This window comes from Lentzea sp. NPDC006480 (genome assembly GCF_040611995.1).
Classification (GTDB): domain Bacteria; phylum Actinomycetota; class Actinomycetes; order Mycobacteriales; family Pseudonocardiaceae; genus Lentzea.
On the sequence record NZ_JBEXPJ010000095.1, the window covers coordinates 1 to 18,712 of the forward strand.

Below are 18,712 nucleotides of genomic sequence, written 5' to 3' on the forward strand. Positions count from 1 at the left end.
GGCTCTCACACGCGCACTACTCCGGCCAATCCTCCGATCCCGATCATCGCGGGCCGTCGTATCGAAGCCATTGGAGGCGAGCTGCGGCTTGCCAGACCCCCGCCACAGGAGCGCTGGACCGGCCTGGTGGCGGCTGGACGGAAGTGAAGAGCGGCAAGCACCCGGCCTCGTGACACAGCGCAGGCTGACGCAAGGGTCCCCTTGGCATTGGCGTCCCCCGCGACCCAACGTACGCGGCAGGTCTGACAGAACGAGGTCACTCCAGCACCGAGAACGTGGTCAACCACCACCGCCCCTCCCGGTGCTCAGCCCGAGCCGCGACCGCGAGCGCTCTCCCCTCCCGGCGAACGGTCACCGAAATCTCGGCCACCAACCGCGTCGGATGGCAAACCCGAGGCGCCCGAACCATCCGGGTGGTCCGCACCCGAACCAACCCGGACAACCGAGCCACCACCGCGGGCACGGCAACCGACCGCAACACCCGAGCCGGCCGCCGCCCGTCCAACACCTCCAACACGACCCAGATCAACCGGGCGGCGTCCAAAACCGGCGGCGGAACCTCGGGCGGCGGAACCCAAACAGGCCGAGGCCGCGGCCGAGGAATGGAATCCAGCCCGCGAGCCGCTCCGACCGGAGGCTCGTACGCGGGTAGTCGACGAACAACTGGGGGCATGCCGAACCAGGCGACCCACCGGCGCCATCAGGACACGGATCACACGAAAGTGGGTACCGTCCACAGGTGCTCAAAGCCCTGGTCCTCGACTACGGCGGCGTCCTCACCGACCCAGGCGAGGACAACGCGGCGGAACCCCCACTCCTCACGGCGCTGCGCAAGGCCAGACAACGAGGCCTCAAAACCGCCCTGCTCTCCAACGCCGACGGCTGGTGGCACCCGCCGAGCCAGTGGCAGGGCCTGTTCGACGCCACGATCATCTCCGGCGAGGTCGGCCTGGCGAAGCCGCAGCACGAGATCTACCTGCTCACCGCCGAGCGGCTCGACCTGAAGCCGAGCGAGTGCGTCTTCGTCGACGATCTCGCGATCAACGTCAGGGGCGCGGCGGAGGCGGGCATGGTCGGCGTCCACCATCGGTCGACCGAGTCCACCCTCGAGGAGCTGGAAGTCCTGCTAGCGATCGCACTCCGCGATTGACCATTCACCCCGCAGCGTAATTGCCCGTCATTCCGGGAAGCCACTACGTTCGATTAGGCAAGCAGTCGAATGTATAGGGGCGGAAAATGCGAAGAATTGTCGCTTGTGTTGCAGGAGCTATTGCAGCCACGGCAATTGCGGTACCCGCGCAGGCGCAGGGGCCGCGCGATTGTTACGACGAGTACCAGCGCAACGGGCGCAGTGTCGAGGTCTTCTGCGACTACGGCGGACCCGGCCGGTTCCAGGCCGTCGCGCACTGTTCCAACGGGCTGGGCTTCTACTGGGACCAGTTCGGCACGGTCGGCCGCGTCCGGGGCGATTCCTCGTTCGCCGAGTGCACGTCACTGCTCGGCAACCCGCAGATCAGCGACTATCACGTGCGCTGGCTCTGAGTCACTGGGCCCGGCGCACGAGTTCGAAGCAGAGCACGGCGGCCGCTGAGGCCACGTTCAGCGATTCCACCCCGGCCGCCATTGGAATCGAGATCCACGACGTGATGTGCGGGCGGACGTCGTCGGTGATTCCGGAGGTCTCGCTGCCGAGCACAAAAGCGGCGCGACCGCCGAAAGAAGCGGAATAAAGCGTGTCGGAGGCGTGGGAATCGAGCGCGTAAAGCGGGAAGCCGGACGCGCGCAACAAAGCCGAGGCCTCCGCCGCGGTGCCGCAGCGCAGCACGGGCGCGCGGAAAGCCACCCCGGCGGAGGCCTTGACCACCAGGGGATCGATCGAGGCGACGCCTCGGCGCGGGACGACGATGCCGTCGATTCCGGCAGCGGTCGCGGTGCGCAGGATCATGCCGACGTTCGCGGGCGTGGTGATGCCGTCCAGCACCAGCACGGACCGCAGCGAACCCGACTCCAGGGCCAGCTCCAGCGGCTTCATCCGCGGCGCGACCACGTCGGCGAGCACGCCCTGGTCCTGCTTTCCGTTGCCCGCCAGCACCTTCACGCGCTGCGCGGTCGCGCGTTGCACCTGAACGCCACGGGAACGCGCTGCGTCGAGGATCTCGCGCGCAGCCGGGCCGCGGGCCGTGTCGGCGAGCACCACCTTGTCCACCGTGAGCGCTTTGTCATCGAGCGCTTCCAGCACTGGCTTGCGGCCGTAGACGGTGACGAAGCGGTCCTTGGGCGAGATCTCCACGGAGAAGAGGGTGTCAGAGGGCCGCACAGCCGGCTCAAACGGGTGAAGAGCCCGACTAGAGCCGTTCGGCCCTTGTGCTTTGGATCATATGCATGATGATCGTCACATGACGGCAGGTATGCGCAGCGTCGCGCAACGTCAACATCTCGCGAGCGGGCAGGACTCGGACGTGTTCATCCGGTCCGACGGCTTGCTCGTCAAGCGCACGCGCACGGGCCGTGACCTGCGGCGCGAGGCCGAGATGATGTCGTACTTGAGCGGCCACGGCATCCCCGTCCCGCGTGTGTACGAGGCGACAGAAGACGAGCTCGTCATGCAGTACGTGCCCGGTCCGCGGATGTCCGAGGAGATCGGCCGCAAGCCGTGGCTCGCCGGCGGCCTGGGCAAGGACCTCGCCGACCTGCACCACCGCTTGGACGCGATCCAAGCCCCCGACTTCCTGAGCGGTGAGGGCAACCTCCTGCACCTCGACCTGCACCCCGGCAACGTCGTGCTCGGCCCGGAAGGTCCCGTGGTCCTGGACTGGGCGTCGGCCGCGAAGGGCGACCGCAGGCTCGACGTCGCGCTGAGCTGGGTCTCGCTCGCCGTCGCCCGTCTCGCACCCGTCAAGAAGCTCACGCGCTGGCGGTTCCTGAAGTCGTTCATGGCCAATGTGGACCCGAAGGCGATCGAAGCGATCCCGGAGGCCGCGCGCATCCGGCTCGAACGCCACGACCGCGACCCGGCCGAACGTGCCGCACTTCAAAGACTGATGGACCGCAAACGCCACTAGGCTGGCGAGCATGCCGGACCGCCTGTCAGCGCTGGACGCCTCGTTCCTGTACCTGGAGGACTCCACGACGCCGATGCACGTCGGCGGCGTCGCGATCTTCCGACGACCCAAGGCGGGATTCGACTACGACAAGCTCGTCGACCTGATCGAGCAGCGTCTGAGCCTCGTGCCGCGCTACCGGCAGAAGGTCGTGCACGTCCCAGGACGCATCGCGCGCCCGGTCTGGGTCGACGACCCGGACTTCGACGTCACGTACCACGTGCGCAGGTCAGCCCTGCCCAAGCCGGGCAACGAGACCCAGCTGAACGACCTGATCGCGCGCCTGATGTCGCGCCCGCTCGACCACTCCCGCCCGCTGTGGGAGATCTACCTGGTCGAGGGCCTCGACAAGAACCAGACCGCGGTCATCACCAAGACCCACCAGGCCATGATCGACGGCATCGCGTCGCTGGAGATCGGCCAGGTCATGCTGGACGTGTCGCCGACACCGCGCACCAACGTCGAGAACCTCTGGATGCCGCAGCCGGAGCCCAGCTCGCTGCAGCTCGTGGCCGACGCCGTCACCGACATCGTGCAGCGCCCCGGCGAGCTCGTGGAGAACGTCCGCAGCGCCGCCCTCGACACCGTCGCCACCGTCGAGAAGGTGTTCAACGCCTTCGGTGCCGTGGCCGCCGCCATCCACACCGCGGCCACGCCCGCGCCCGGCACCCCGCTGAACGTCCGCATCACCTCGCCGCAGCGCCGGTTCGCCGTCGCGCGCGCCCGGCTCGACGACCTGCGCGCCATCCGCAAGACGCACGGCGGCACGGTCAACGACGTGGTGCTCGCGGCGTTGTCCGGTGCCCTGCGCAACTGGCTGCTCAGCCGCGGTGAGAACGTCACGGGCAGCACCACGATCCGGGCGATGGCGCCGCTCAGCGTCAGGGAAGCCGACCCGGACTCGGGCAACAACGTGTCGGCGTACCTCGTGGACCTCCCGGTCGGCGAACCGAACCCGGTCGTGCGCCTGCACCACGTCTCGCACGCGATGCGCGCACACAAGGAGTCCGGTCAGTCCGTGGCCGCCGACGCGCTGGTGAAGGTCTCCGGCTTCGCACCGCCGACGCTGCACGCACTGGGCGCGCGGGCGGCTTCGTCGTTCTCGCGCCGGCTGTTCAACGTGATTGTCACGAATGTTCCCGGCCCGCAGGTGCCGCTGTACGCCGCGGGAGCGAGAATGACCGAGATCTTCCCGGTCGTCCCGCTCGCCAAGAACCAGGCGCTGGCCATCGGGGTGACGTCGTACGACGGCGGTGTTTACTTCGGGCTGAACGGCGACCGCGACGCCATGTCCGATGTGGACGTTCTCGCGACCATGGTCGAGGAGTCGGTGGAGGAACTGATGGGGACGGCGAGCGCATGAGGGTCTACATCCCGGCCACGGTGTCGATGCTGCGCACGTTCGTCGACAGCGGCGAACTGACTCCGATCGGCGGCACGGCCTTCGCACTGACGCCCGCACTGCGCGAGTCCTACGCGGCGGGCGACACGGAGGAGCTGGAGTACGCCGCGATGCTCGACGCCGCGCGTGCCTCCCTGCGACTGCTGGCAGGCGACGAGAAGGCCGAACCGCGCCGCGCGGTGATCGCTGTCGACATGGACGACGTGACGCTGCGCCCCGACCTCGACTACTCGGTGGTCAAGGTCGTCGGCTCGGCCACGATGAAGGACGTCGCCTCCGTGCACCTCGACACCGCCGAGGCCGAGGACGACGTGCGCGCGGCCGCCGACGTGGTGGACGCGGCGGACCTGGGTGATCCGGACGCCGAGTTCACGCTGGGCAGCGCCGAGGATCACGAGCTGGCTTGGTACGCACCGCAAGAACTGCCATTCGTCCTGGAGCTGCTGTGAGCGACTACAACGCGAAGATCATCGAGGAGTTCCTTGCGAACGAAGGCCGCGTCGGCGGCGCCTTCGCCGGCGCGCCGATCGTGCTGGTCCACCACCGCGGCCGCCGGACCGGCAAGGAAAGCGTCGCCCCGATGATGTACCTGTCGCACGAGACGGACGCCGACGTCATCTACGTCTTCGCGTCCAAGGGCGGCGCGCCGGAGAACCCTGCCTGGTACTACAACCTCACCTCGGCCGGTCAGGGCACCGTCGAGCGCGGCACCGACACCTATGCCGTCGAGGTTCGTGAGCTCACCGGGACCGAACGCGACCAGCGCTTCGAGCAGCAGGCCGAGCTGTATCCGGGTTTCGCCGACTACGCGAAGAAGACCGCCGGCATCCGCACCATCCCGGTGCTGGAGCTCACCCGCGTCTAGGCGGTTGCTTCCCGGGCGTTGGCTCTGTCGGCGTCTGCAAGTACCACCAACACTTGACCAAATCGCCGCTGACCACACCCACCCGCTCATGGACGTGGGCCGGGACAGCCTGTGCACGGTCCGCCGACGATGGCGTTCAGTCGCGGCGCTGGTCGGCGATCTCGGGCAGCTGCTCGAAGCCAGCTGACCGGTAGGTGGCGACGGCGCCGACGTTCGAGCTCGGCGTGCAGACGAGCGCGCTGGACGAGCCGAGCTCCCTCAAAGCCGATGCCGCGGCGAGCGTGATCGCCCTGCCCAGGCCGCGCCCGCGATGATCCCGGTGCACGCCCATCGGTTCGAGCAGCCCCGGCTTGCCCGCACCCGCCGACCACACCGTCACCGCGGCCGCCGCGGCGTCCCCGTCGTAGGCGACCAGGCTGCGGGCGTCGGCGTACGGGGCACCGCCCGCCATCATGTGCCAGCGCTCGTCGACGAACGTGGACTTTTCGAACGAAGCCCTGATCACCGCCGCGTGCAGGTGTGCCTGGTCCGGGCCGATCACCTCGATCCGCGCACCGGGGTCCGGCACCGGCGACGTGAGATCGCGGCGCAGCGGGGTCCAAGGTTCGTCGGTCTGCCAGCCGCGGGAGAACAGCAGCTCCTTGAACCGCGTGCCCACGGGCGAGTCGATGCACACCTTCCCGGCGGGCAGCACGCCGCGTTCCGGATCTGAGACGTCCTCGACCAGCTGCCGCGCCAGCGATTCGTCCTGTTGAAAGTCCGGCCCGATCGTGCACCGCAACAAGTCGGGGGAGTCCAGCAGTCCAACGGCGACAACGCGCCCGTCGCGGCGCCAAACACGGACCGCCTCGGTCAAAGCCTCTTCACCGAACCGCCAGAACCAGCCCAGATCGCCGGGATGGAGCTGAAAAGGGGCACCTTCGCGTTGCCACTCGCGCAGCGCGTCGACAGCATCGGAAAGCACGGTCACATCCCCTCGGCCGGCTCCCACAGCTCGATCCGGTTCCCCTCCGGATCCACGCACCACCCGAACCGCCCGAACTCCGAGTCCTCGGTCTCCGGCAGCACCTCGACCCCGCGCGCCTTGAGCTTCGTCATCAGCGACGGCAGGTCGTCGACGCGCAGGTTCAGCATCGCGCGCTGGTGCGGTTCGCCGATGTACTCGGTGTCCTGGGCGAACAACGCCATCGTCGTCGTGCCCGGATGATCGTTGGTGGCCGTGTCGAGCCAGTGGAAGGTGACCGTGCCCTTTTCGCTCATCGGCACGCCCAGGTTGTCGCGATACCAGGCTGCCAAGCGCACGGGATCCCGTGAACGCAGGAAAACCCCGCCGATGCCAGTCACCCGCGCCACCCGACGGACCCTACTACCGCGTGCCACGATGGGGGAATGGACGCCGTAACGTCTGCACCCGAACCGGTCAACGAGCCAGTGCACACCTACGCTCCCGGCAGCGCCGAACGCGCGAGTCTTGAACAATGCATCGCGCAACTCGAGGGCACCACCCACGAGCTGACGATGACCATCGGCGGTCAGGAACGCATGGGTGGTGGCGAGCGCATCGACGTCGTTCAGCCGCACGATCACCGGCACGTTCTCGGCTTCGCGACGCAGGCCACGAACGCGGACGTCGCGGAAGCCATGCGAGCCGCACAGCACGCCGCGCCCGGCTGGCAGGAGCTGCCGTTCGACGAACGCGCCGCGGTGCTGCTGAGGGCCGCGGACCTGATCAGTGGACCGTGGCGCGACACCCTCAACGCCGCCACCATCCTCGGCCAGTCGAAGTCCGTACAGCAGGCCGAGATCGACGCCGCGTGCGAGCTGATCGACTTCCTGCGCTTCAACGTCCACTTCGGCCGCCGGATCCTCGAGGAGCAGCCGATCAGCAGCCCCGGCGTGTGGAACCGGATGGACCACCGGCCGCTCGACGGGTTCGTCGTGGCGATCACGCCGTTCAACTTCACCGCCATCGCCGGCAACCTGCCGCTCGCACCCGCGCTGATGGGCAACACCGTGGTGTGGAAGCCGTCGCCGACGCAGCAGCTGGCCGCCCACTTCACCATGCGCGTCCTCGAAGAGGCCGGCCTGCCACCGGGCGTGATCAACCTCGTCACCGGCGACGGCCAGGCGGTGAGCGAGGTGGCGTTGCGAGATCGGTTCTTCGCCGGGCTGCACTTCACCGGCTCCACGAAGACGTTCAAGGCGCTCTGGCAGACCATGGCGAGCAACCTCGACAACTACCGCGCCTACCCGCGGGTCGTCGGCGAGACGGGCGGCAAGGACTTCGTGATCGCCCACGCCTCCGCTGACCCCAAGGCGCTCGTCACCGGGCTCGTGCGCGGCGCTTTCGAGTACCAGGGCCAGAAGTGTTCGGCCGCTTCACGGGCGTACGTCGCGCGATCCTTGTGGGAGAGCGAAGTCAGAGAACGACTGCTGGACGTCACGAAGTCGTTGTCCTACGGCGATGTCACGGACCTGTCGGTGTTCGGCGGCGCGGTGATCGACCACCGCGCGTTCGCGAAGCACAAGGACGCGCTGCTGATGGCGTCCGCGTCCACTTCGGTGGAGGTGCTGGCGGGCGGCACGTGCGACGACTCGGTGGGCTACTTCGTCGACCCGACGGTGCTGCTCGGCACCGACCCGCACCACGACATCTTCACGACCGAGTACTTCGGCCCGATCCTCGCCGTGCACGTCTACGAGGACGCGGACTTCCCGAACATCATGGAGACCATCGACAACTCCACGCCGTACGCGTTGACGGGTGCCGTGTTCGCCCGCGACCGCGCGGCCGTCGCCCAGGCCCACAAGGCGTTGAGGTTCGCGGCCGGCAACTTCTACATCAACGACAAACCGACCGGCGCGGTCGTCGGGCAGCAGCCGTTCGGTGGCTCGCGCGGCTCCGGCACCAACGACAAGGCGGGCTCGATCTACAACCTGCAGCGGTGGACGAGCCCGCGTGCCATCAAGGAAACCCTTGTGCCACCAACAGATCACAAGTACCCGCACATGGGTTAGAGCCAGGCCCTGGCGCGGACAACACCGTCCTCACTCACCGAGGTCCAGTCGTCCCCGGTGAATTGACCCTGCCCGTTGCGCAGGGCGGGGTCGCACCTGGTGAGGCGGTACCCGTGGTTCACCAGGCGGTGGCTACCCGAGCGAGCCCGGATCGGCCTCCGGTTTCCAGCCGGTCGCCTCGGTCAGCTTCGTGCTCACGACCCGCTGCGACCGCCCGAACACCTCGAACGACACCGCGAGCTTCCCGAAAGCCTTGGGCAGCCGCGTGATCCCGAGATCGCGCTTCAACACCGGCGACCCGACGTTGTAGATCCCGGCGGGCGCGTCCAGCACCGCGACAGCCGCGGCGGCCGCGTCACCGGGGTGCACGACCGACATCCAGCCGTCGCCGACGAGCACCGGTGGCGCCTTCGCCTCGCCGCCGATCAGCATCCCGATGCGCAGGAACACACCGCCGGGGTGCTTCAGCGCGTTCTCCTGCGCCACCACCGAGCTCGCGATGTGCCCGACCGGATTCAACGGCGCACTCTCGTCGAGCTCGCGGTCGCCGCCGTCCGCGTAGACGAACGAGATGCCCTCCTGCACGAGCCGCGCGACGCCGGCCTGCACAGCCGCCTCCGCAACAGCAGCGCTGCCCTCGACCCGGATGCGGTTGTTCTCGGCCCACGCGCTGGCCAGCACGGCCTTGGCGCTGAGCGGGATGCGGGTCGCGAGGTTGATGACCGCGTCGTAGCCCGCCATCGCCCCGGCGAGCTGCGCGGCGTCGAACATCGAGGTCTGGTGCCGGTCCAGCACGCCGACCTCGTGTCCGGCCGCGCGCAGCCGCGGCAGCGTTTCCCGTCCCAGCACACCCGACGCACCGATCACGAATACCTTCATGGCCAGTGGACGAGACAGCGCGTCAGGACGTGACAGCCGGCTTTCATTTCGGCAGCCTTTCCAGCGCCTTCGCGGCGAGACCCTGCGTGACCTGCCCGACCACGTTGGGATCGGGGTTGCGCTGAACCACCTTCAGGCCGATGAGCTGACCATCCTGCACCTCCACCACCCCATCGCACGTCACCGTCCCGGCCGCGTCGGCGCACCGGCGGGTCATCGGATGCGTCTCCACCACCGCGCCATAAGCGTCGGGCCCCAGCGAAGCTGCCGCGTCCGCGTACTTCTCGGTCCGCAGCTTCACGGTCACCGACGTGGCGCCGTAGGTGAGCTGGCAGGAGCCGTCGGGCATCCACAGCGTGCTGCCGGTCGGCTCCGGATCGAAGTCGCGGGCCTGCAGCAGGCTGCAGGGGTCGGTGTCGGAGAACTTCGGCGGCGCGGGCGGCGGGGTGGAGCAGGCTGCCAGCGCGGCCACCAACGCCAGAACCCCCAGATACCTGTTCACTCCGGAAGTGTGCCAGCTCCGTCCGTGTAGTCGTCCATACCGGCACGCGACGCCAGCAGCCGCCGCAACGACGTGAGCCGCCCCGGCGCGTCCGGCACCAGCTCGTCCAGCATGCAGCCGGGGTCCTCGGGCGCGCCGAGGTGGCCGCAGCCGGGCGGGCACTCCTCGGCGGCTTCGGCGAAGTCCGGGAACGCCTTCACGATGTCGTCCGGCGTGATGTGCGCGAGGCCGAACGAGCGGATGCCCGGCGTGTCCACGACCCAGCCGCCCTCGGGCAACCGCAGCGCCACGGCCTGCGTCGAGGTGTGCCGGCCCTTGCCGACGCCGGACACCACGCCCACCGCGCGGTTCGCGTCGGGCACCAGGCGGTTGACCAAAGTGGACTTGCCGACGCCGGAGTGGCCGATCAGGCACGACACCGTGTCCGCCAGCCGCGCGCGCAGCTCTGCCGGTTCCTCGTCGAACCGCGTCACGATCACCGGCACGTCGAGCTCGGTGTACAGCGCCAGCAACGAGTCCGCGGACGCCAGGTCGGACTTCGTCAGGCACAGCACCGGTTCCAGGCCACCGGCATAGGCGGCGACCAGGCACCGGTCGATGAAACCCGTGCGCGGCGGCGGATCCGCCAGTGCCACGACCATGATGAGCTGGGAGGCGTTGGCGACGACGACGCGTTCGAACGGGTCGGTGTCGTCCGCGGTCCGGCGCAGCACCGACGTGCGTTCCTCGACGCGCACGATGCGGGCCAGCGTGTCCGGCTGGCCCGACGTGTCCCCGACGATGCCGACCTGGTCGCCCACCACCACGGGCGTGCGGCCCAGTTCGCGCGCACGCATCGCGGTGACGACGGCACCGGACTCCATCGCGCACGTCCAGCGGCCGCGGTCCACGCCGATGACCATCGCGGTCTCGGCGTCGGCGTGTTCCGGCCGCCTCTTGCTGCGCGGCCGCGTCCCCTTGCCGGGGCGCACGCGCACGTCGGACTCGTCGAGCTTGCGCCAGTCCTGCTTGCTCACTGCTACGCGCCCCCGCCGAGCATCGTGTTCCACATCCCGGGGAAGTCGGGGATCGTCTTCGTGGTCGACCCGATGTCGTCGACGGAGACGCCCGGCACCACCAGCCCGATGATCGCGCCCGCGGTCGCCATCCGGTGGTCCGCGTAGGCCTTCCAGACACCACCGCGCAGTGGCACCGGGTTGATGATCAGACCGTCCTCGGTCTCGGAAGCGTTGCCGCCCAACGCGTTGATCTCGTTGACCAGCGCCGCGATCCGGTCCGTCTCGTGGCCGCGGATGTGCGCGACACCGCGGATGATCGTCTGCCCCTCGGCCAACGCCGCCAGCGCCGCGACCGTCGGCGTCAGCTCGCTCTCGTCGCGCAGGTCGATGTCCAAACCGGACAGCTTCGACGGCCCCCGCACGGTCAACCCGTGCTCGGAAACCGAAACCGTGCAGCCCATCCGCTCCAGAATCCCGCGCACCGAGTCACCGGGCTGGGTGGTCTCCGCCGGCCAGTGCGGGATCGTCACCTCGCCACCGGTCACCGCGGCCGCCGCCAGGAACACCGTCGCGTTCGACAGGTCGGGCTCCACGTGCCACGTGCGGGCCGCGATCGTGCCGGGTTCGACGTGCCACAGGTTCGCGTCGGTCTCCACCCGCACGCCGACCGAGCGCAGCGTCTGGACCGTCATGTCGATGTGCGGCAACGAAGGCACGGGCTTGCCGTCGTGCCGCACCGTCACGCCCTTGTCGTACCGCGCGGCGCTCAAAAGCAGCCCCGAGACGAACTGCGACGACCCGGACGCGTCGATCGTCACCTCACCACCGGGCAGCGAACCCGTGCCGTGCAACGTGAACGGCAGCGCGTCACCGTCGATTTCAGCACCCAGCGAGCGCAACGCACTCAGCACCGTCGCCATCGGCCGCAGCCGCGCGTGCGGGTCACCGTCGAACCTGATCTCGCCCTCGGCCAGCGCGGCGGCGGGCGGCAGGAACCGCATCACCGTCCCCGCGAGACCGCAGTCGACGTCGGCCGGACCGCGCAGCAGACCGGGCATGACGTCCCAGCCGCCGTCCTCGCGATCGGCGAAGTTCACGCCCAGCGACGAGAGCGCGGCAGCCATCAACACGGTGTCCCGGCTGCGCAACGGTGCGTGCACGGTCGACGGCCCGTCGGCCAGCGCCGCGAGCACCAGAACGCGGTTCGTGATCGACTTCGAGCCGGGCACCGGCACCGTCGAGTGGACTGGGCCGGACGCGCTGGGGGCTGACCAGTGCTGAGTCATGCCTGAATGATCCCGCATCGGCACTGGGGCGGCTCGCACAGGTGTTCCCGACGTGCGACGATGACGACTTCGGAGGTGATCGGTTTTGTGCGGTAGGTACGCCTCCACCAAGGACCCGGCGCTGCTGGCGGCCGAGTTCGACGCGGTGGACGGGACCGGCGACGAGGCGCCGGGCGCGGACTACAACATCGCTCCCACCAAGCACGTCATGGCGGTGGTCGAGCGCAAACCCGCAGAAGACGCTGACAACGAGGACATCGAGCGCAGCATCCGCGTGATGCGCTGGGGCTTGGTCCCGCACTGGGCGAAAGACCTGTCCGGCGCGGCCAAGATGATCAACGCGCGGGCCGAGAGCGTGCTGGAGAAGCCCGCGTACAAGCAGTCCGCGATGAAGCGCCGCTGCATCATCCCCGCCACCGGCTGGTACGAATGGCAGCCGGGCGAGGGGCGCAAACAGCCGTACTTCATGACGCTCGGAGATGACGCTTCGCTGGCGATGGCCGGCATCTGGTCCGTGTGGTGGAAGGACGACGTTCCGACCGTCACGTGCGCGGTGCTGACGACGGACGCCATCGGTGCGTTGACCGAGGTGCACAACCGCATGCCGTTGCTGCTGCCTCAGGACCGATGGTCGGCGTGGCTCGACCCGACGTCGCAGGACCCGTCCGGGCTGCTGGCGCCGGACCCGTCGATCGTCGACGCGTTGGAACTGCGTCCGGTGTCGACCGAGGTGAACAGCGTGAAGAACAACAACCCGCACCTGATGGACCGCGTCTCGCTGACTGAGGACGAGAAGCCTGCACCCACGTTGTTCGAGCAGTCGTGACAACGCTGTTGGTGGACACGCCGCACGGCCCCGCGAGGGCCTCACTGCACTGTGCCCACGAACCGCGTGCGGCACTTCTGCTCGGCCACGGCGCCGGTGGTGGCGTCGAGGCCCCGGATCTGGTCGCCGCGTGCCACGCCGCGAACTCCGTCGGCGTGCACGTGGCCCTGATCGAACAGCCCTACCGCGTCGCCGGCCGCCGTGCGCCCGCACCGGCCAACCAGCTCGACACCGCGTGGCTGTCCGTGGTCGACGACCTGGGCGAACGCTGGTTCGACGGCCTGCCCCTGGTGTTCGGGGGCCGGTCGTCGGGTGCGCGGGTGGCCTGCCGGACGTCGATCGAGGGCCAGGCGGTCGCGGTGCTGTGCCTCGCGTTCCCGGTGCACCCGCCGGGCAAGCCGGAGAAGTCGCGGATGGCCGAGCTGGACGGCGTCGAGGTCGCCACGCTGGTCGTGCAGGGCGAGAACGACCCGTTCGGCCAGCCGGAACGGTCAAAGCACCGCGAGGTCGTGTTGCTGAAGGGCGACCACTCGCTGAAGGCGTCCGTGTCGGACGTGGGCCGATCCGTTGGCGAGTGGCTGGACCGCGTGCTCAGGCCGTTGGACTAACGCGCCATCCGGGTCCACGTGTGCCGGCGCCCCCTGACGGCCACCGAGTACGCGTAGAGCAGCTCGGGGTCGCCCATGCCCGGCAGGAAGCAGTCGCCGATGTGATGCGCGTCGACCCCGATCTCCTTGGCGGTGAGGGCCAGCTGCGGCACCACGTTGGTGTGCGCGCCCTCCTGTGACGTGCCGATCGCGCCCATGACCACGGCACCTCTCTCGTGCACGGCGGCGACGGCTTCGGCCGCGGCTTCGCGAGTGATGCCGGGCAACGTGCCGGGAATCGGCAGGATCACGCCGTCCGCGCCCGCGTCGACGAGGTTCACGAGCTTCCGCGCGGTGATCGGCTCGGGGTGCCCGGCGTGGTGCATCTTCCCGACCCACAGGGCGGCATCGGTCTTGAGCTGCTCGGTCGCGCGCGCCATGCCGTCGAGCGTCCCGTCCGTGCTGGGGTTCGCGGTCAGCACGATCAGCGCGGCACCGGAGTCCGCGAGCCGCGCGGCGTTGTCCCGGGTGGCTTTGCGCAGCTCGGGAACGGTGCCGGGCTCCAGGTTGACGCCGATCGGACGGCCGATCTTCGCGGCGACGGCGGCCAGGCTCGGCAGCTCGCCGAGGCCGGGGAAGCGGAACGTCGTGCCGTCCCAGACCCGGTCGATCATGTTCAGCACGATGACGTCGGCACCGAACGCGGCCATCAGCTCGGCGTTGTGCACACCGGTCTGGCCGTCGAACGACAGCGCGGCACGGTCCGCGAACACCTCCGCGACCATGGTCCTGCCCTCGGACGCGGCCACGGCCCGCGTGAGGTCGGCACCCCTGAGGGCGGCGAGCCCGGTGCGGTCGAGATCGAGGATGCGCATGCCTGCCTCCACGTGTGGTCTAGACCATGTGGTGGCACTGTACGCAATGAGCTGTGATCGCGCTCATGACCGACTTCGACCGCCGCGACCGTCCCGAACCACCGATGGACGGCGACGAGCTCGCGACCTTGACCGGCTTCCTGGAGTTCCACCGCGCCACCCTCGCGTGGAAGACCGGCGGCCTCACCGCGGAGCAGCTCAACCAGACCACCGCGAAGTCGTCGATGACGCTCGGCGGCCTGCTCAAGCACCTCGCGTACGTCGAGCAGCAGTGGTTCCACACCGTGCTGCACGACCGCGAGCCGCTGGAGCCGTGGGCGAGCGTCGACTGGAAGGCCGACAACGACTGGGACTGGCACTCGGCCGCGCGGGACACCCCGGAGCAGCTCAAAGCGCTCTGGCAGGACGACGTCGAGCGCGCCCGCAAATGCGTCGAGGAAGCCCTCGCGACCGGCGACCTCGGTCAGCTCAGCAAGCGCGCACCGTGGGCGGACGGCAAGAAGGTGAGCCTGCGCTGGATCCTGACCCACATGGTCGAGGAGTACTCCCGCCACAACGGCCACGCGGACCTGCTGCGCGAGGCGATCGACGGCGAGGTCGGCGAATAGTGGTTGAAACGTTCTAACGTTTCGGTGCAACCGAGTGCGGATCATGGGCGTCACCGGGGTGTAGGGGATGTCCAGATCGACACGTATTCGGGGAGAAACACGTGCACACATTTGGCAAGACCGCTCTCGCCCTGGCTGGAGCAGCTCTCGTGGCTGCCACGGGAACCGTTGCGGCCCAAGCGGAAACTCCGTGGTGCACCGGCGGTGACCTGGTGATCAGCGCCCACCGGATGAACTCCCCGTCGGCGGGCACCACGGCGCACTGGATGAGGTTCGCTCCTGCTGAGGGTGTCTCCTGCAAGATCGGCGGCTCCCTCAGCAACGTGCGCTTCCTCGACGCCGAGGGGCAGGACATGAACCTCCAGCTGGCAGGGGGCCAGACCGGGCACTACGTCGAAGTGCCGGTCGAAGGGTTCCGCGAGGCCGCCGTCTACGTGGCCTCGCAGATCCAAGGTCCGCGGGTGACGCCCGCGTCCATCCAGTTCAACCTGCCGGGCCAGGGCAGCCTGGGAGATCAGGTCACCGTGGCCTGGCCGTCGAGCATCGGCGCGCTCGTCCGGGTCGGCGACCTGATGGAGCCGGTCGGCTAAGCGCTGATCGCGGCCACCACGGCCGAAGTCAGGCGAACCAGTTCGGCAGGCGTGATCTCGACTTCGAGCCCACGCCTGCCGGCACTGCAGAACACCGTCTCGAACTCCAAAGCCGACGAGTCGATGACGACCGGCAGCCTCTTCTTCTGCCCCAACGGTGAGATGCCACCGGCCACATAACCCGTCGCGCGTTCGGCGTCGGCGACCACGGCCATCTTCGCCTTCTTGCCCTTGAGAGCAGCCGCCAGACCCTTCAGGTCGAGCTGCCCCGTCACCGGCACGACGCCGACCGCGAGCTTGCCGTCCACTTCGGCGACGAGCGTCTTGAACACGCGGCCCGGCACCAGCCCGAGCGCCTCGGCCGCCTCCAGCCCGTAGGACTCGTGGCGGGGGTCGTGCTCGTACGAGTGCAAGGTGTGCGCCACCCGCTGCTTGTCCAGCAGCGCTGTGGCGGGCGTCCCACGTCCGGCCATGCGGAATTACTACCAGCACCTCTGTTGTTACCCAGGACGTGGTGACGAACACGCTCGAGCGGCCCCGCGTATTGTCGGTCCCGACCCAGAACCAGTGGGAAGGGAGCGCGGTGCCCGCCACCGGCACGACGGAGACGACGGCGGAGCGAGCCGCGCGGTTCGAGCGCGACGCCATGCCGATGCTCGACCAGCTGTACTCGGCAGCCCTGCGCATGACGCGCAACCCGGCTGATGCCGAGGACCTGGTGCAGGAGACGTTCCTCAAGGCCTACTCGGCGTTCGCGTCCTTCTCGGAGGGCACGAACCTCAAGGCCTGGCTGTACCGGATCCTGACGAACACCTACATCAACGGCTACCGCAAGAAGCAGCGCCAGCCGATTCAGCAGCCGACCGACGAGATCACGGACTGGCAGCTGGCGCAGGCGGAGAGCCACACCTCGTCCGGGCTGCGCAGCGCCGAGGTCGAGGCACTCGACAACCTGCCCGACAGCGACGTCAAGGAAGCATTGCAGCGGTTGCCGGAGGAGTTCCGGATCGCGGTCTACCTCGCCGATGTCGAAGGCTTCGCGTACAAGGAGATCGCAGACATCATGGGCACCCCGATCGGCACGGTGATGTCCCGGTTGCACCGGGGCCGTCGCCAGCTCCGCGACATGCTGGCGGACACCGCCCGCGAGCGCGGTTTCCTCCGTAGCGGCAACGGCAGCAACGGAGACGCGTCATGAACTGCGGCGAACCCCACGACACCGACTGCTCAGAGGTGCTGAGCGAGGTCTGGCTGTTCCTGGACCAGGAATGCGACCAGACCCGGCGCGAGGCACTGCAGACGCACCTCGACGAGTGCCATCCGTGCCTGGAGCAGTTCGGGCTGGAGGAGCACCTCAAGGCGCTGCTCGCGCGCAAGTGCGGTGGGGATCTCGCCCCGTCGGAGCTGAAGGCGCGCATCCGGGCGACGATCGTGGAGATTCGCACCGAGGGCTGAGGTCCTCGCCCCCGAACGAACCCTGAACGACAAAAAGGCCTGGTCACCGTGTCGGTGTCCAGGCCTTTTCGCAGCACTCAGGCGTTGGGGCGCTTGCCTCGGTTGGCGCCGCCCTTTTTGCGGTCGCGGCGCTTGCGAGCACGCTTCGACATGGGAGTCTCCTAGGATCAGAACTGCTTCACCTACCAGTTTCTCATGGAGGAGTTCTGTCAACGCTCACGGACCTGCTGGCCGAGCACACCAAGCTCTCCGGCGCCGCCGCCGACCACCTCCAGCTGGTGGTCGCGGAGTGGCAACTCCTCTCCGACCTGTCCTTCGCGGACTTCAACATGTGGGTGCCGCTGGACCACAACAGGTTCCTCTGCGTCGCGCAGGCCCGTCCCACGACGGCACCGACCGCGCACCCCGAGGACGTGGTCGGCAGCGAGGTCGACACCGAGGAACACCCGCAGCTGCGCCGGGCCATCGACGAGTCGCGGATCTGCCGCGAGGAGGACCCGCGCTGGCACCTGGGCGTGCCGGTGCGGCGCGAGACCATCCCGGTGCGGCTGGGCGGCCAGGTCATCGCGGTGCTGAGCCGCAGCACGAACCTGGCGGTGCCGCGGGTGCCGTCGCCGTTGGAGATCTCCTACCTCGGCAGTGCCGCCGACCTGTGCCAGATGATCGCGGACGGCACGTTCCCGGCGCCAGAACCGTCGCCGGACGTGCACACCAGCCCGCGCGTCGGTGACGGCCTGATCAGGCTCGATCCGTCCGGCGCGGTGGTGTTCGCGTCGCCGAACGCCCTGTCGGCGTACCACCGCATGGGGCACGCATCAGACCTGGTGGGAGTGCACCTCGCACCGCTCACCCGCAGCCTCATCGGCGATCCGTTCGATGCCACCGAGGTCGCCCAGCGCATCCGGCAGGCGCTGGAAGGCCAGCCGTCGATGCGCATGGAAGCCGAGTCACGACGTGGTGCGGCGGTGCTGTTCCGCGCGTTGCCCTTGAGGCCACGCGGGCAGGCCGCGGGCGCGATCGTGTTGTGCCGCGATGTCACCGAAGTGCGTCGCCGCGACCGTGCGTTGATGTCGAAAGACGCCACGATCCGCGAGATCCACCATCGGGTGAAGAACAACCTGCAGACCGTGGCGGCCCTGCTGAGGCTGCAAAGCCGCAGGTTGAACAACCCGGAGGCCAAGGAGGCGCTGGCCGAGTCGGTGCGCCGTGTGACTTCCATCGCACTGGTTCACGAGACGCTGTCGATGTCCGTGGACGAGCGAGTCGATCTTGACGACGTGGTCGACAAGGTGATCCCGATGATGGGCGACGTGGCGGTCACCGAGACCCAGGTGAGCGTGCGCCGCGAGGGTGGGTTCGGGATCGTGCCGGCCGAGATCGCGACCCCGCTGGTGATGGTGCTGACCGAGCTCGTGCAGAACGCCTTCGAGCACGCTTACGCCCCTGGCCAGCGCGGAGAGGTCGTCGTGCACTCCGAGCGGTCCGCCAAATGGCTCGACGTGTCGATCACCGACGACGGCAAGGGGCTTCCGCCCGGTTTCTCCCTGGAGCGCACGGATCGTCTCGGTCTGCAGATCGTTCGGACCCTTGTCGATTCCGAATTGAGAGGCTCGTTGAGCTTGCGGCGGCGGCCCCGAGGCGGTACAGAGGCGGTCCTGCGCGTGCCGCTCAGAGGGCGGCGCTAAACTAACGCCGTGCACACGTGACGACCAGCCTCAGC

Annotated in this window: 24 protein-coding genes; 14 read left to right on the forward strand and 10 right to left on the reverse strand. The window is 68.9% G+C overall.

The features are described from left to right. Window positions 1-256: 256 nt before the first annotated feature. Window positions 257-673 carry an Rv3235 family protein gene (locus ABZX92_RS29980; RefSeq protein ID WP_355566518.1) on the reverse strand — a complete coding sequence of 139 codons (417 nt, stop codon included), beginning with the start codon at window positions 671-673 and terminating at the stop codon, window positions 257-259. Between the two features lie 66 nt (window positions 674-739). Here ABZX92_RS29980 and ABZX92_RS29985 point away from each other — a divergent pair, with 66 nt between their 5' ends. Next, complete coding sequence (locus ABZX92_RS29985; RefSeq protein WP_355566521.1) at window positions 740-1,150, forward strand: HAD-IA family hydrolase; 411 nt, start codon at window positions 740-742, stop codon at window positions 1,148-1,150. An 86-nt stretch (window positions 1,151-1,236) separates the two neighbouring features. Beyond that, window positions 1,237-1,542 (forward strand): hypothetical protein, encoded by a 306-nt coding sequence (locus tag ABZX92_RS29990; protein WP_355566524.1) that lies wholly within the window; start codon window positions 1,237-1,239, stop codon window positions 1,540-1,542. A gap of 1 nt (window position 1,543) precedes the next feature. Here ABZX92_RS29990 and ABZX92_RS29995 read toward each other — a convergent pair whose 3' ends face one another. After that, window positions 1,544-2,290: an RNA methyltransferase gene (locus ABZX92_RS29995; protein ID WP_355566527.1), complete on the reverse strand. Its 747-nt coding sequence runs from the start codon at window positions 2,288-2,290 to the stop codon at window positions 1,544-1,546. A gap of 106 nt (window positions 2,291-2,396) precedes the next feature. Between ABZX92_RS29995 and ABZX92_RS30000 the strand changes: the two genes are divergently transcribed. From ABZX92_RS30000 to ABZX92_RS30015, 4 genes are read left to right on the forward strand one after another with little or no spacing between them, the layout of a single operon-like run. Continuing rightward, a complete protein-coding gene (locus ABZX92_RS30000) occupies window positions 2,397-3,062 on the forward strand; it encodes a phosphotransferase (RefSeq protein ID WP_355566529.1) in 666 nt (221 codons plus the stop codon). 10 nt (window positions 3,063-3,072) lie between these two features. Next, window positions 3,073-4,464 carry a wax ester/triacylglycerol synthase family O-acyltransferase gene (locus ABZX92_RS30005; protein WP_355566532.1) on the forward strand — a complete coding sequence of 464 codons (1,392 nt, stop codon included), beginning with the start codon at window positions 3,073-3,075 and terminating at the stop codon, window positions 4,462-4,464. Then, window positions 4,461-4,952: a hypothetical protein gene (locus ABZX92_RS30010; protein WP_355566535.1), complete on the forward strand. Its 492-nt coding sequence runs from the start codon at window positions 4,461-4,463 to the stop codon at window positions 4,950-4,952. Before ABZX92_RS30005 ends, ABZX92_RS30010 begins: the two co-directional genes overlap by 4 nt. Then, window positions 4,949-5,368 (forward strand): nitroreductase family deazaflavin-dependent oxidoreductase, encoded by a 420-nt coding sequence (locus ABZX92_RS30015; protein ID WP_355566538.1) that lies wholly within the window; start codon window positions 4,949-4,951, stop codon window positions 5,366-5,368. Before ABZX92_RS30010 ends, ABZX92_RS30015 begins: the two co-directional genes overlap by 4 nt. 136 nt (window positions 5,369-5,504) lie before the next feature. On the opposite strand, the gene ABZX92_RS30020 is transcribed toward ABZX92_RS30015, so the two are convergent. After that, entirely contained in the window at window positions 5,505-6,332 is an 828-nt protein-coding gene (locus ABZX92_RS30020; protein ID WP_355566541.1) for a GNAT family N-acetyltransferase, read from the reverse strand. 2 nt (window positions 6,333-6,334) lie between these two features. Next, entirely contained in the window at window positions 6,335-6,721 is a 387-nt protein-coding gene (locus ABZX92_RS30025) for a VOC family protein (protein ID WP_355566544.1), read from the reverse strand. A 36-nt stretch (window positions 6,722-6,757) separates the two neighbouring features. Here ABZX92_RS30025 and pruA point away from each other — a divergent pair, with 36 nt between their 5' ends. After that, window positions 6,758-8,386: an L-glutamate gamma-semialdehyde dehydrogenase gene (pruA, locus tag ABZX92_RS30030; protein WP_355566547.1), complete on the forward strand. Its 1,629-nt coding sequence runs from the start codon at window positions 6,758-6,760 to the stop codon at window positions 8,384-8,386. Between the two features lie 132 nt (window positions 8,387-8,518). Here the strand turns inward: pruA and ABZX92_RS30035 are convergent, their stop codons facing one another. Genes ABZX92_RS30035 through aroA form a run of 4 tightly spaced genes read right to left on the reverse strand, consistent with a single transcriptional unit; the run spans window position 8,519 to window position 12,051 of the window. After that, the gene (locus ABZX92_RS30035) at window positions 8,519-9,265 is read right to left on the reverse strand and encodes an NAD(P)-dependent oxidoreductase (RefSeq protein ID WP_355566549.1); all 747 of its coding nucleotides are present in this window, start codon (window positions 9,263-9,265) and stop codon (window positions 8,519-8,521) included. A gap of 43 nt (window positions 9,266-9,308) precedes the next feature. Next, entirely contained in the window at window positions 9,309-9,767 is a 459-nt protein-coding gene (locus ABZX92_RS30040) for a hypothetical protein (RefSeq protein ID WP_355566552.1), read from the reverse strand. Then, window positions 9,764-10,783, reverse strand: a complete 1,020-nt coding sequence (gene rsgA / locus ABZX92_RS30045; protein WP_355566555.1) for a ribosome small subunit-dependent GTPase A — start codon at window positions 10,781-10,783, stop codon at window positions 9,764-9,766. Before rsgA ends, ABZX92_RS30040 begins: the two co-directional genes overlap by 4 nt. Before the next feature lie 2 nt (window positions 10,784-10,785). Then, on the reverse strand, window positions 10,786-12,051 hold the full coding sequence (gene aroA / locus ABZX92_RS30050) for a 3-phosphoshikimate 1-carboxyvinyltransferase (RefSeq protein ID WP_355566557.1): 1,266 nt from the start codon (window positions 12,049-12,051) through the stop codon (window positions 10,786-10,788). A gap of 85 nt (window positions 12,052-12,136) precedes the next feature. Between aroA and ABZX92_RS30055 the strand changes: the two genes are divergently transcribed. Together ABZX92_RS30055 and ABZX92_RS30060 are read left to right on the forward strand one after the other, a co-directional pair. Further along, window positions 12,137-12,877: an SOS response-associated peptidase gene (locus ABZX92_RS30055; protein WP_355566560.1), complete on the forward strand. Its 741-nt coding sequence runs from the start codon at window positions 12,137-12,139 to the stop codon at window positions 12,875-12,877. Then, complete coding sequence (locus ABZX92_RS30060; RefSeq protein ID WP_355566563.1) at window positions 12,874-13,485, forward strand: alpha/beta family hydrolase; 612 nt, start codon at window positions 12,874-12,876, stop codon at window positions 13,483-13,485. Before ABZX92_RS30055 ends, ABZX92_RS30060 begins: the two co-directional genes overlap by 4 nt. On the opposite strand, the gene ABZX92_RS30065 is transcribed toward ABZX92_RS30060, so the two are convergent. Continuing rightward, window positions 13,482-14,339 (reverse strand): hypothetical protein, encoded by an 858-nt coding sequence (locus ABZX92_RS30065; protein WP_355566566.1) that lies wholly within the window; start codon window positions 14,337-14,339, stop codon window positions 13,482-13,484. The two genes, ABZX92_RS30060 and ABZX92_RS30065, sit on opposite strands and share 4 nt — an antisense overlap. A gap of 65 nt (window positions 14,340-14,404) precedes the next feature. Between ABZX92_RS30065 and ABZX92_RS30070 the strand changes: the two genes are divergently transcribed. Further along, window positions 14,405-14,947 (forward strand): DinB family protein, encoded by a 543-nt coding sequence (locus tag ABZX92_RS30070; RefSeq protein ID WP_355566569.1) that lies wholly within the window; start codon window positions 14,405-14,407, stop codon window positions 14,945-14,947. Between the two features lie 101 nt (window positions 14,948-15,048). Further along, window positions 15,049-15,537 carry a hypothetical protein gene (locus tag ABZX92_RS30075; protein WP_355566572.1) on the forward strand — a complete coding sequence of 163 codons (489 nt, stop codon included), beginning with the start codon at window positions 15,049-15,051 and terminating at the stop codon, window positions 15,535-15,537. On the opposite strand, the gene ybaK is transcribed toward ABZX92_RS30075, so the two are convergent. Continuing rightward, the gene (gene ybaK, locus ABZX92_RS30080; protein ID WP_355566575.1) at window positions 15,534-16,010 is read right to left on the reverse strand and encodes a Cys-tRNA(Pro) deacylase; all 477 of its coding nucleotides are present in this window, start codon (window positions 16,008-16,010) and stop codon (window positions 15,534-15,536) included. The genes ABZX92_RS30075 and ybaK overlap by 4 nt on opposite strands. A 110-nt stretch (window positions 16,011-16,120) precedes the next feature. Between ybaK and ABZX92_RS30085 the strand changes: the two genes are divergently transcribed. The 3 genes from ABZX92_RS30085 to ABZX92_RS30095 all read left to right on the forward strand — a co-directional run bounded on the left by ABZX92_RS30085 (window position 16,121) and on the right by ABZX92_RS30095 (window position 18,677). Then, entirely contained in the window at window positions 16,121-16,735 is a 615-nt protein-coding gene (locus ABZX92_RS30085; protein ID WP_355566616.1) for a sigma-70 family RNA polymerase sigma factor, read from the forward strand. Further along, a complete protein-coding gene (rsrA, locus tag ABZX92_RS30090) occupies window positions 16,732-16,992 on the forward strand; it encodes a mycothiol system anti-sigma-R factor (RefSeq protein ID WP_355566578.1) in 261 nt (86 codons plus the stop codon). Before ABZX92_RS30085 ends, rsrA begins: the two co-directional genes overlap by 4 nt. A 206-nt stretch (window positions 16,993-17,198) precedes the next feature. Then, window positions 17,199-18,677 (forward strand): PAS domain-containing sensor histidine kinase, encoded by a 1,479-nt coding sequence (locus tag ABZX92_RS30095; protein WP_355566619.1) that lies wholly within the window; start codon window positions 17,199-17,201, stop codon window positions 18,675-18,677. Window positions 18,678-18,712 lie beyond the last annotated feature (35 nt).